14 protein-coding genes are annotated in these 12,474 nt (G+C 53.1%); 1 reads left to right on the forward strand and 13 read right to left on the reverse strand.

What is annotated here, in order from left to right:
* Positions 1-25 precede the first annotated feature (25 nt).
* The 5 genes from KI614_RS12480 to motA form a co-directional block, all read right to left on the reverse strand.
* Positions 26-526, reverse strand: coding sequence for a chemotaxis protein CheW (locus KI614_RS12480; RefSeq protein ID WP_203467358.1), 501 nt, complete (start codon positions 524-526; stop codon positions 26-28).
* A gap of 22 nt (positions 527-548) precedes the next feature.
* Positions 549-2,918 (reverse strand): chemotaxis protein CheA, encoded by a 2,370-nt coding sequence (gene cheA / locus KI614_RS12485; RefSeq protein WP_226406031.1) that lies wholly within the window; start codon positions 2,916-2,918, stop codon positions 549-551.
* 89 nt (positions 2,919-3,007) lie between these two features.
* Positions 3,008-3,373: a response regulator gene (locus tag KI614_RS12490; RefSeq protein ID WP_226406032.1), complete on the reverse strand. Its 366-nt coding sequence runs from the start codon at positions 3,371-3,373 to the stop codon at positions 3,008-3,010.
* Between the two features lie 152 nt (positions 3,374-3,525).
* Positions 3,526-4,473, reverse strand: coding sequence for a flagellar motor protein MotB (gene motB / locus KI614_RS12495; protein ID WP_226406033.1), 948 nt, complete (start codon positions 4,471-4,473; stop codon positions 3,526-3,528).
* A 28-nt stretch (positions 4,474-4,501) separates the two neighbouring features.
* On the reverse strand, positions 4,502-5,359 hold the full coding sequence (gene motA, locus KI614_RS12500) for a flagellar motor stator protein MotA (protein WP_226406034.1): 858 nt from the start codon (positions 5,357-5,359) through the stop codon (positions 4,502-4,504).
* A 178-nt stretch (positions 5,360-5,537) separates the two neighbouring features.
* Between motA and KI614_RS12505 the strand changes: the two genes are divergently transcribed.
* A complete protein-coding gene (locus KI614_RS12505) occupies positions 5,538-6,098 on the forward strand; it encodes an NUDIX hydrolase (RefSeq protein WP_319002855.1) in 561 nt (186 codons plus the stop codon).
* Here KI614_RS12505 and KI614_RS12510 read toward each other — a convergent pair.
* The 8 genes from KI614_RS12510 to ccoN all read right to left on the reverse strand — a co-directional run bounded on the left by KI614_RS12510 (position 6,077) and on the right by ccoN (position 12,202).
* Positions 6,077-6,760, reverse strand: coding sequence for a hypothetical protein (locus tag KI614_RS12510; RefSeq protein WP_226406035.1), 684 nt, complete (start codon positions 6,758-6,760; stop codon positions 6,077-6,079). The two genes, KI614_RS12505 and KI614_RS12510, sit on opposite strands and share 22 nt — an antisense overlap.
* A gap of 41 nt (positions 6,761-6,801) precedes the next feature.
* Positions 6,802-6,942 carry a DUF3149 domain-containing protein gene (locus KI614_RS12515; protein ID WP_203467365.1) on the reverse strand — a complete coding sequence of 47 codons (141 nt, stop codon included), beginning with the start codon at positions 6,940-6,942 and terminating at the stop codon, positions 6,802-6,804.
* 24 nt (positions 6,943-6,966) lie between these two features.
* The gene (locus tag KI614_RS12520) at positions 6,967-7,473 is read right to left on the reverse strand and encodes a FixH family protein (RefSeq protein ID WP_226406036.1); all 507 of its coding nucleotides are present in this window, start codon (positions 7,471-7,473) and stop codon (positions 6,967-6,969) included.
* Between the two features lie 13 nt (positions 7,474-7,486).
* On the reverse strand, positions 7,487-8,902 hold the full coding sequence (gene ccoG, locus KI614_RS12525) for a cytochrome c oxidase accessory protein CcoG (RefSeq protein WP_413464155.1): 1,416 nt from the start codon (positions 8,900-8,902) through the stop codon (positions 7,487-7,489).
* 122 nt (positions 8,903-9,024) lie between these two features.
* Positions 9,025-9,924: a cytochrome-c oxidase, cbb3-type subunit III gene (gene ccoP, locus KI614_RS12530; protein WP_203467368.1), complete on the reverse strand. Its 900-nt coding sequence runs from the start codon at positions 9,922-9,924 to the stop codon at positions 9,025-9,027.
* 15 nt (positions 9,925-9,939) lie between these two features.
* Positions 9,940-10,116 carry a cbb3-type cytochrome oxidase subunit 3 gene (locus tag KI614_RS12535; RefSeq protein WP_203467369.1) on the reverse strand — a complete coding sequence of 59 codons (177 nt, stop codon included), beginning with the start codon at positions 10,114-10,116 and terminating at the stop codon, positions 9,940-9,942.
* Positions 10,117-10,119: 3 nt separating this feature from the next.
* A complete protein-coding gene (gene ccoO, locus KI614_RS12540; protein ID WP_203469430.1) occupies positions 10,120-10,755 on the reverse strand; it encodes a cytochrome-c oxidase, cbb3-type subunit II in 636 nt (211 codons plus the stop codon).
* A 19-nt stretch (positions 10,756-10,774) separates the two neighbouring features.
* Positions 10,775-12,202: a cytochrome-c oxidase, cbb3-type subunit I gene (gene ccoN, locus KI614_RS12545; protein WP_226406038.1), complete on the reverse strand. Its 1,428-nt coding sequence runs from the start codon at positions 12,200-12,202 to the stop codon at positions 10,775-10,777.
* Positions 12,203-12,474 lie beyond the last annotated feature (272 nt).

Raw genomic sequence — 12,474 nt, forward strand, 5'->3', positions numbered from 1 at the left:
CATCATTGCTCCTTGGCAGCCAGTATCAGGCGGCAGCGCTATCGATCAGTTCCATGTCGGCACTGGTCATGAGACGTTCAATATCGGTCACGATCATCATGCGGGAATCCTGCGAAGCAAGCCCGAGAATGTACTTGGTATCAAAACTGCCGGAAAAGTCAGGCGCCGGCCTGATCTGGCTTGACGTCAGCGAAATGACATCAGAAACACTGTCGACCACGACACCAATCACTCGCCCGGCCACATTCAGGATGATCACGACGGTGAAAGGGGTGTATTCGATCTTGCCCAGGTTGAATTTGATTCTCAGGTCAACAATGGGAACGATAATGCCGCGCAGATTAATCACACCCTTGATGAAGGGGGGCGAATTGGCAATCAAGGTCGGCGGTTCATAGCCCCGAATTTCCTGCACCTTGAGAATATCGATTGCATACTCCTCGCTGCCCAGCGTAAAGGTCAGAAACTCACTGGCAATCAGGTCATCTTCTGCCACCGTCACGCCACCATGTGTCTTCGCTTCCATACGTTGCTCCTTGGTTCAGCCGTCAGCCGGCTTTCTGCATATTCGATTTAGCCATACCGGCAATTGCCGAGACATCAAGGATCAGCGCCACATGGCCATCTCCCATGATGGTTGCGCCGGACACGCCAGCGACACGCCGGTAATTCGCCTCGAGACTCTTGATGACTACCTGATGCTGCCCCACCAGCGCATCGACAAAAAGCGCCGCTTTTGTCCCATCAGCATCGAGCACGACCATGATGCCCTGCGTGAAATCGCTCCAGCCTGACTTGATGTTGAAGACTTCGTGCAAAACGACCACTGGCAAATATTCGCCACGAACCTGAATGACGCGCGCCTGATTCGACAGGGTTTTAATATCGCCCTGTTGCGGCTGCAAGGATTCGACCACGTAGGAGAGCGGCAAGATATAAGTCTGGTCGCCGACTGCCACGGACATTCCGTCGAGAATGGCCAGCGTCAGCGGCAAACGTACCGTCATTCGCGTGCCGACCCCGAGCATCGACTCGATTTCGACCCGACCGCCCATCGCCTGGATATTGCGACGGACCACATCCATGCCAACCCCACGTCCGGAAACATCAGTGACCTGATCTGCGGTGGAAAATCCAGCCTCAAAAATCAGGTTGAACACTTCAGCATCCGTCATCTGATCGGAAACCTGCAGCCCTTTTTCACGCGCCTTGGCGAGAATCTTGTTTCGCGGCAACCCGGCACCATCGTCGCCAACCTCGATAACGATGTTGCCACCCTGATGATAGGCCCGGAGCGTAATGGTCCCAACCGGACTCTTGCCTGCGGCGACGCGCTTTTCCGGCGACTCGATGCCATGATCAAGGCTGTTCCGGATCAAGTGGGTCAGCGGATCGGTAATCCGTTCGATCAGGCTCTTGTCGAGCTCAGTTGTTTCACCGGAAGTTTTCAACTCGACCTGCTTGCCCAGCTTGCCTGACAAGTCACGCACAACGCGAGGAAAGCGCGAGAAGACAAAGGAAATCGGCATCATCCGGATGGACATCACGGACTCTTGCAAATCACGCGTATTACGCTCCAGCTGGGCCAAGCCGTTGATCAGGCGCTCAGGTGCACTTTCCTGCATCTGGGTCGAGGTCTGGAGCAACATTGCCTGGGTAATCACCAGTTCGCCAACCAGATTGATCAGTTGATCAACTTTTTCGATACTGACACGAATCGATGAGTCGGAAGCCGCCTGAGCACCACCACCAGTACGCACTACGCGGGCGGGTGCTTCAGCAACAGGCTTGGATGCAACCAATGCCACACTGGCCGGCTCAAGCGCGGGAGTATCGGCTGAGGGTTCAGGGACCGGCGCAACAAGCGGTTCAAAAAAACCGAATCCATCACCCTGCTCGGCAACAGGGGTGGCATTAACGACGGCGGATGGGACTGGTGCGATCGGTTCAAAAAAACCGTAGCCGCCCCCCTCCTCAACGCCGCTCGCTACTGGCGCAGGAGACTGCACCGGCAGCGGTTCAAAAAAGCCATAGGAAGCATCGTCGACCGCAGCTTCCGGGAAAGAGGATCCGTCCGCTTGCTCAGGCGCCTCAAAGAAACCATAACCCCGATCGTCATCCGGCACCCCGGGAGAATCATCGAAGAAACCAAAGGCCGAAGTCCCGTTATCAGCGACTGACTTGTCTTCAGTAACACGCCAGGCACCGTTATCCGCAATGAAGTCGATCTGATCGGCAAAATCGTCCTGCGCAGATTGGGTGGTCAGGCGAAGTTGCCAAAAGCCTGCGTTGTTTGCGGCAGCCTCCGGACGGACCAAGACTTCCAGCTCTCCGTAACCACGCAACTCATCAAGCAAATTGGCGACGCCTTCGCCGCGGGCAGAAATTTCTGTCGGAACGAACTGGATATCGAAAACGTGCTTGCCTTCGAGTCCTGCGGTCGACGCTGAATCAACGGCATTTTCTACCGGCACAACGACAGGGCCAGACTTTGGCTGAGTCTCTGCGATATTGGCGGGTGACGGCGCTTCATCGGATGACAATTGACGCAGACGGGCACAAATTTCTTCAACCGCCTTGGGATCGGTCTCCCCTCTGCCTTGGTGCGCTTCGAGCATCTCGCGCAATTGATCCCCGCATTGCAGGAAGGCATCGACCATATCGGCGCGCAACGCGAGTTCCTGCTTCCGAATGCGGTCAAGCAGGTTTTCCAGGATGTGCGTCGTTTCAGCCAGGTCGGTAAAGCCGAAAGTACCCGCACTGCCCTTGATCGAATGCGCGGCCCGAAAGATGGCATTGAGTTGCTCGGAATCTGGATTTTCAAGATCCAGATCAAGCAGAAGCGACTCCATTGCCGCCAGATGCTCTGCCGATTCCTCGAAGAACACCTGGTAGAACTGACTCATGTCGATAGCCATGCTACCCCCTCACCACGGCTGCGCCCAAAGTCGCGGCCGGAAATCGAATGCAAGGAATACCAGCCAAAGGCTGGTTTGCCGACATCGGCTTATCCGATGACCTTGCGCACGACTTCAATCAGTTTCTGCGGATCAAACGGTTTGACCAGCCAACCAGTCGCTCCGGCAGCGCGCCCCTGAGCCTTCATGGCATCGGAGGACTCGGTCGTCAGCATCAGGATCGGCGTTGACGCGTATTGCGGCATACCACGCAGATTTTTAATCAGGGACAATCCATCCATGCGCGGCATATTCTGGTCGGTCAAGACCAGATTGACGCTTCTCGTCTTGGCTTTGTCGAGGCCATCCATCCCATCAACGGCTTCAATTACATCGTAGCCAGCACTTTTCAGGGTGAACGACACCATCTGACGGATGGAGGCGGAGTCATCAACTGCAAGAATGGTTTTTGCCATTTTTTCCTCGTATATAAATCAGAACAACTCAACTTCACCGCTGTCGTAGCCGGTTTGACTGACTGGATTGTTGCTTACGCCCTGTTTAAGAGCATTCAATTTTTCGGAGAGCATGTCCACATGTTCCCTCAGATCCCGATCAACGGGCAGACCTAACCCGAGGTGCCTTTTGCGACGCCAGGCAGAATCAGACCTTGGGGTACTGTTTCCGGATTGGCCACTTCAGACTCCGGCCCCTCTTCCTGCAGGATTGCATCCTCGGTCCGCTGGTTCAAGACAACGATACTAATGCGCCGGTTGACGGAGTTCAGCGGGTCATTCTTGTCGAACAAGACAGTGGATGCCAAACCGACCACTCTCAAGACCTTGCCGTCCTCAAGCCCCCCCTGAACCAACTCGCGCCGTGAAGCATTGGCCCGGTTGGCGGACAACTCCCAATTCGAAAAGCCCTGGGCGCCCCCGACGAATTGCGCCGCATCGGTATGCCCTGCCAGGCTGATCCGGTTGCTGACACCATTTAATGCTTTTCCGATCTGGCGAAGGATGTCTCGCGTGTAGGGCTTCAAATCGGCACTACTTGAGTCGAACATCGGGCGGTTTTGCTCATCGACGATCTGAATCCGCAAACCTTCGGAAGTAATATCCAGCAGCATCTGCTTTTTGAATTGCGCAAGCTGCGGGCTTTGCTCGATCATTTTTTGTATGTCGGCTTTGAGAACCTCAAGACGCTCCTGCTCTTTGCGACGAAATTCAACCTGAGCCTCCTTCGAGAACGAGGTTGTTTTCCTTGCCTCGACATCCCCTTGCTTGACCTGTCCGGCCTGGCGCGTCAAATCCTTGCCCCCGCCCTGCAACACACTGGTTGCATCGCCAGACCCGCTCCCCCCGGCCTGAGCAACCTTTACCGGATTCTGAAAGAAGGAAGCAATACCTTGCAGATCCCCCTTGGCCGTGGAACCCAGCAACCACATTAAAAGGAAAAATGCCATCATTGCCGTCACAAAGTCGGCATAGGCAATTTTCCACGCACCGCCGTGCGCTCCGCCCGCAATGACTTTCTTGCGTTTGATGACTATAGGGCGGGTAGAGTCGTCGCTCATTTATCTGGCTCAGTTTTATGTAGCGTCGTTACTTGCCTTTACGTGACTTGAGGTCTTCCTCAAGCTCACGGAAACTCGGGCGAGAATGCGAGTTCAGCGTTTTGCGCCCGAACTCTACGGCGACCTGAGGGGCATAACCGGACATCGAAGCCAGCAGCACCATTTTGATCATCTGGTAAATTTTTGCGTCTTCGTGGGCTTTTTGTTCAAGCAATTTGGCAACCGGTTCGACAAAACCATAGGCAATCAGAATACCCAAGAAGGTACCGACCAACGCACCGCCGATCATTTTGCCAAGAACAGCCGGAGGACTGCCCACCGAGCCCATCACGTTAACCACGCCCATCACCGCAACCACAATACCGAACGCAGGAACCGAACCGGCGATATTTGCCACTACGTGACCAGGTTCGGCAGCTTCGTGATGATGCGTTTCCAGTTCAACGTCCATCAGACTTTCGATTTCAACCGTATTCAGATTACCACCCACCATCATGCGCAAGTAATCGGTGACGAACTCCATCACATGATGGTCGTGCACCAACCCAGGGTACTTGCTGAAAATAGGGCTGGCATCCGGGTTTTCGATGTCACTTTCGATCGACATCAGCCCCTCTTTGCGCACCTTGCCAAGAATTTCAAACAGCATGGCCAGCGCATCGATGTAATACGCCTTGGTGAATTTTGAGCCCTTCAAGATACCGGGCACGGCACCAACAGTCGCCTTGATGACGCCAATACTGTTCGAAGCGATGAAGTATCCGATCGTCAAACCAATAATGGCAACGTATTCAAGCGGGACCCATAGCGCAAGAAGACTGCCGTGAACAGCATAAGTGCCCAGCGCAGCCGCAAGAATGACGACATAACCAATGATCAGAAACATATGGAACCCCCGACCGCGCCGATATCAAGCCGACGCAGATGTCCTTATTAGTGTTCGCCATTGTAGCCACAGGCATCGACCGAGTGCAAAGGAAGAAATGCGTTTCCCCTTGCTCCATTGGTGATTCCGGGACTTGGCGAGTGATAAACTGCCCAATCTCTTACCGCCCATGCTTTCGATGATTCGCTACTGCAATTCTTGTGGCGCCACTGTCACCCGCTTGATTCCTGCCGGCGACACCATGTTCCGCCACGTCTGCTCTCTGTGCGGACACATTCACTACGAAAATCCACGAATGATCGTGGGCTGCATCGCCGAATGGTCAGGAAAAATATTACTTTGCCGACGCGCGATTGAGCCTCGAAAAGGATTCTGGACGCTTCCCGCCGGCTTCATGGAAAACGGGGAGACGACGGCACAAGCTGCCAAACGCGAAACACTGGAAGAATCCGGGGCGACAGTCGAAATTGACCAGGCATTTGCGATGTTCAGCATGGCTGAAATCAATCAAGTACATCTTTTTTACCGTGGGAAACTCTCATCCCCCAGTTATGCCGCAGGCGAAGAAAGCCTGGAAGTTGCCCTGTTCTTACCCGAAGATATTCCTTGGAAAACGCTATCTTTTGAAAGCGTCCATCATTGCATCGCCCTTTATTTAAAGGATCGCGACGCGGGAAGCTTCAACTTTCACGAAGCTGAACTGAGCGCACTGGAGTCTCACTCAGCAAGCCAAGAGTGAATCGGCACTACGAAGCTGAATGCTGATTGCCCCAGGGCATCAGGTACAGGCGTAAAGCCGACCGCCCTTTTGAGCAATTCATAGGCGAAATCATCCAGCGCGCGATTTCCACTAGAACGCTCCAGAATGACACCGGGAGTGTTGCTGCCGCGCATGCTTTCGACCCGCAACAACACGACATTTTCTGCCAGGCCCCCTGTTGTCACAACGCCGGGGGGACGCCATCCCTGCATTCTTCTTGCCAGATCAAAGCGATATTGCTGGATTCCCTCGCGATTAACGACACTCCCGCTATCAGCCGTCAAATCAGACTTGGCTGACCGGATACCAGACTCAGTGTTCCGTATGGCAGCTTTGGTTGCTGCGGCACTAGAAGCACGCTCACCGAGTTCAGCTTTTTTCGGATTTAGTGACCGTTGACCGCGACGTTGCGCCGCCAGCACCTGTTTTCCTGCCAAAAAATCAGGTGTTTGTTCACTTTCCTGCGGTTCAACTCGGGCAGGAGCAATCGTTACGTCGATCCGTCTTGCTGGCCGAGCAGCACCTTTTGAGACGGCAGTCCAGATCCCTAGAAAAGACAGGTGAACCACTAAAGAAAGCAGAAGTGCCTTAAATAGTTTTCTTGTTCCCAAAAACAAAATCCCCCGGCAGAAAACCTGCACGGGGGAATAATCCGCCCATCAGGGCGAAATGACAAATAAATTTACTTGCCGAGACCGCGGGACTCTTCCTCAACCTTACTGGAATACAACTTGCCCATGATCACCCCGATCACCAAGACGCCAACAATAACGCCCAAGCTCATCAGGCCAATATCACTGCCAAACAATAGTTCCCATGCCATATGTCACCTCCCGTAGCTAAAAAATTACTTCTCAAGTTTGGTTTCCAGCCGAAGCGGCTCGCCAGAATCAGCAACCCACTCCCCTTGCAAGCGCCACTGGCCAGCCGGATCCTCTATTGAAATTACCCAACGACCACCCACATCAGCAAGCAATTGCCCACTGTAAAACCCTTGCCCTTCTGCTTTCATCTCGACCAGTTGATCCTGTCCGGCACGAGTCGGATGCGCCAATTTCACCACAAGCGTCTCGGGCAACGAGACCTCGGCGGCCGCACCAAGCAGTAACCGAACCTTGCCGTCCGAGCGCATCAAATCCGCATGCAAACCAAGAGCGCTCGCCTGATGATCACGATGCATTCGCTGATTGACGGCAAGTCCCTGCTTGTAATAATCATCAGTAACCAGACCGTCATTACTGACTACTGCCAGCCAGACAGTTACAACACCAGCGACAATCACCAAACCCGGCCCAGCCATCAAGATCCAGGGCCAAGGGTGTTTATACCAGGCTGATTTATCACGCATCGTCATTGAAATACTCATATCAGGGCATCAAAAAAGTGGCCTTTTCACGAACTGAAATATGATCGTGATCGAAAGCCTTAATATCGAAAAAAATCGAGTTAGCACCTTTATTCCCGACATCTGGCGGCACACGAACCACGACCGTTATTTCATGATTTTCGGCGCTACCAACCGAAACGCTGGGCTCCCCGACGATTTCTGCACCGCCAAGGCCATCGACTTTCAGTGCATATCGTTGAGCCGCCTCTGTCGTATTCATGATCTTCAGGTTGTAAACATTCTCGATGCGCCCATCTTCTGCCTCACGAGCAAGAAGTGAGCGATCCCGAATAACGTCCACTTTCAACGGAACTCGAACCGCCAAAGAAACCACCGAAGCCAGCGTAATCGCCACAAGAATTGCGGTGTACACCATAATCCGGGGTCGCAAAATATGTTTTGCGATATCTGCCGGTGAAAAATGTCTGGCCAGTGCGTTTTCTGTTGTGTACCGAATCAAGCCACGCGGTGCCCCAATTTTCTCCATCACCGGATCGCACGCATCAATGCAGGCGCCGCAGCCAATACATTCGTATTGAATACCCTTGCGAATATCAATCCCCGTTGGGCACACCACTACGCACAGACCACAATCGACGCAATCACCCAGTTGCAGCGATTTATCGACATTCTTTTTTCTAGCCCCCCGCGGATCACCGCGTGCAGCATCGTATGTAATGACAAGAGTATCCGGATCGAACATCACTCCCTGAAAACGGGCATAGGGGCACATGTACTTGCAGACCTGCTCACGCAAAAAACCAGCTTGCATGTAGCAAAACCCTGCATAAAACAACATCCAGAACAACTCCCAGCCCGACAGTCCAAACGGTAAGGCATTCAGCAATTCAGCAACAGGCGTGAAATAAGCCACCAGAGTGAAGCCGGTCCACAACGACAAAGCTATCCAAACAAAATGCTTCAGTGCCTTCAGTCGAAACTTCCGGAATGTAATCTTGGCTTTATCGAGCTTCATACGCGAAGCACGATCTCCTTCTACCCGGTTTTCGACCCACATGAATATTTCTGAATAAACAGTCTGGGGGCATGCGTAGCCGCAAAAAAGCCGCCCGGCAATTGCCGTAAACAGAAAAAGAGCATATGCAGAAATGATCAGCAGCAGCGCCAGGTAAAAAACATCCTGTGGCCAGAGTACCAAACCGAACAGATAAAACTTACGTTCAGCAAGGTGAAAAAGCACGGCCTGCCGGTCATTCCATTGCAGCCATGGCGTGCCGAAAAAAATGATTTGCGTCAGCCAAACCAGCACCCAACGCCAAGTATTCCACCATCCGCGGACATCTCGAATGTAGATTTTCTTGTGCTTTTCGTAGAAGGAAACCACTACGGGAGGCACACTCTCCGAGAGAGAAGGGGGTGTTTCGGGAGAGATCATATGATTTTAGCCGTATCAAAATTCCGCTTTTGCGCCAATTCACTCTGCCGAATAACGCAATTTTGGTACGGGAAAAACTCCGTAGAAAAAACGGGGCGGATCACCGCCCCGTTTCAAGCCAATTACTTGGCGCCTTGGCTCAAGCTGAACACATAGGCAGACAACAAATGCACCTTGGCTTCGCCAAGGAATTCCTTCCAGGCCGGCATCTTGTTCTGACGACCATTGTTGATCGTTTCAGAGATGGTTGCTTCAGATGAACCGTAGAGCCAGACTTTGTCCGTCAGGTTCGGAGCACCAACTGCATGCATCCCTTTGCCTTCAGGACCATGGCACCCCAGGCAACCGGCAGAAGCAAAAGCTTCCTTGCCCTTGGCGGCACGCACGGAGTCACTCGGCAAACCAGAGAGGGAACGAACGAAATTGGCCAAGTCTTTCACAGTATCAGCACCCAGCTGAGCGTGCGGAGGCATGACACCCATACGACCATCAGCAATGGTTTGCTTGATCTGTTCCGGCTCACCGCCATACAGCCAATCACTGTCGGTCAGGTTCGGGAAGCCCTTGGCACCACGCGCATCAGCGCCATGACATTGCATGCAGTAGGTCAGGAAAAGACGCTTGCCCATTTCCATTGCCTGCTTGTCTGCAGCCACCGCCTTGACATCCATCGCCAAGTATTTGTCGAACAACGGCTTGACCGCTGCATCGACTTTAGCTACCTCGGCTTTGTGCTGACCAACAGCCGTCCAGCCCAGCATCCCCTTGAAGTTGCCAAGTCCCGGATAGAGCGCCAAATAAACAAACGCAAAAATCACGGTAATGACAAACATCCAGGTCCACCAGCGTGGCATTGGATTGTTGTACTCCTCAAGAGTCTCATCCCAAACATGACCCATGGTCTTGCCGGGAGTGAAAGTCGCTTTGCCCTGAATGATCAGCAGTGCAACACAGGCAAGAATACTTCCCGTGACGATCACTACGACGTACAGGTTCCAAAAATCGCTAACGAAATCGCTCATTTGCTTTCCTTTATCTCAGCGCTGGTGCGATGTACGAGACACCGCACCGTCGTCATCATTCCCTGCGAACGGCAAATTTGCAGCTTCTTCAAACCCCTTTTTGCTGCCCTTGCCGTAAGCCCATGCAACAATTCCGAGGAAGCAGAGCAACCCTAAAACTGTTGTGATGGAACGCAGATCATTGATGTCCATGGCTTATTGCTTCATGGTGCTCAGTGCAGTACCCAAGCCTTGCAGGTATGCGATGAGAACATCCATTTCCGTCTTGTCACCGATAGCGGCCTTGGCGGCCTTGATATCTTCATCGGTATAAGTCGGAATACTCCGTGCATTAGCGTAGCCACGCATTACCTGCATCTTGGCTTCGATATCAGCGCCAACGGAATCCTTAGCCTTGGTATTTGCCAGGAAGGCAAAAGCCGGCATGTTGGACTCTGGCACCACGTCGCGAGGATTCATCAAGTGTGCACGCTGCCATTCATCGGAGTAACGGCCGCCAACGCGATGCAGATCCGGACCGGTACGCTTCGAACCCCACTGGAACGGGTGATCGTAGACATATTCGCCAGCAACCGAATAGTGGCCGTAGCGCTCAGTCTCTGCACGGAACGGGCGAATCATCTGCGAATGGCAGAGGAAGCAACCCTCGCGAACATAAATATCGCGACCGGCCAGTTGGACTGCCGAGTAAGGCTTCAGACCTTCAACCGGTGTCGTGGTCGACTTCTGGAAAAAGAGCGGAACGATTTCGAGCAGACCACCCCAAATCACAGTAAGCAGCGTCAGAACGATGAGCAGACCAACGCTTTTTTCAATTTGCTCGTGCTTGATCATTATTATTTCTCCCTAATCAGGCGTGGTGAGCGACCGGAACAACCACCGGCACGTCTTGCGTCTTGCCACCAGCAATCGTCTTGAACATGTTGTAGGCCATGATCAGCATGCCGGACAGGAACAGAACGCCACCCAACCAACGGATCGCCCAGAATGGATAGGAACCCTTGACTGACTCAACGAAGCTGTAAGCCAGCGTACCGTCGGCATTCACTGCACGCCACATCAGACCCTGCATCACACCGGCAATCCACATCGAAGCGATATACAGCACGGTCCCGATGGTGGCGATCCAGAAGTGGGTCGTAACCAGCTTGGTGCTATACATTTCCGACTTGCCAAAGAGTTTCGGCAGGAGATAGTAGATAGAACCGATCGACACCATGGCAACCCAACCAAGGGCACCGGAGTGCACGTGGCCAACAGTCCAGTCGGTGTAGTGCGACAGCGCATTGACGGTCTTGATGGACATCATCGGACCTTCGAAGGTCGACATACCGTAGAAGGACAGCGAAGTGATCAGGAACTTCAGGACGGGGTCGTCGCGCAGCTTATGCCATGCACCAGACAGCGTCATGATGCCGTTGATCATGCCACCCCAGGACGGAGCCAGCAGAATCAGCGAGAAGACCATCCCGACAGACTGGGTCCAATCCGGCAGTGCGGTGTAGTGCAGATGATGAGGACCTGCCCACATGTAGGTGAAGATCAGGGCCCAGAAGTGCACAACGGAAAGGCGATAGGAGTAAACCGGACGGCCAGCCTGCTTCGGGACGAAGTAATACATCATGCCCAGGAAGCCTGCGGTCAGGAAGAAACCTACGGCATTGTGACCGTACCACCACTGGATCATTGCATCCTGAACGCCGGAGTACACCGAGTAGGACTTAGTCAGCGAAACCGGAACGGCTGCGCTGTTAACCAGATGCAGCAGAGCAACGGCGATGATGAAGGCACCAAAGAACCAGTTGGCCACATAAATATGGGAAACCGTACGCTTGGCAACTGTTCCGAAGAAAACCAGTGCGTATGAAACCCAGACCAGCGTGATCAGGATATCGATCGGCCATTCGAGTTCAGCATATTCTTTGCCGGAGGTAATACCCAAAGGCAGGGTAATTGCGGCCAGAAGAATAATGATTTGCCAGCCCCAGAACGTAAAGGGAACCAGCGGACCGCCCCAAAGGCGAGCGTGACTGGTACGCTGAACGCACCAGTAAGAAGTTGCAAAAAGCGCACAGCCACCAAATGCAAAAATAACCGCATTGGTGTGCAGCGGACGAAGACGCCCGAAGTGAAGCCAAGGGCCAATATTCAGCTCCGGCCACACAAGTTGTGCAGCAATGATGACACCGACAAGCATGCCGACGATGCCCCAAATGACGGTCATGACAGCAAACTGCCGTACGACCTTATCGTTATATGTGGTTTGCGATCCAGACATGAACCCACCTCTCGTTAATAAAAAACGGAATGCACACCTCCCTAAACCCAAGGCGGCACTTGAATGCGGATAGTATTCTAGATTAGTGGCGACGTTTTGACCTAGATCAACCTACCGACTATCTAAGCCGAATTAGTTCCAAGTAATTAGGAAGCACGTCAAATGGGGGATTTGTGGACAAAAAAAGGGTGCGTCGCAACGCACCCCAACCCCAACAGAGAATGTTCGTGAGGCACTTACCTCACACAGACAGCATAGTGCCAAGAACACGC

The sequence above is a fragment of the Dechloromonas denitrificans genome (genome assembly GCF_020510665.1).
Classification (GTDB): Bacteria; Pseudomonadota; Gammaproteobacteria; order Burkholderiales; family Rhodocyclaceae; genus Azonexus; species Azonexus denitrificans_B.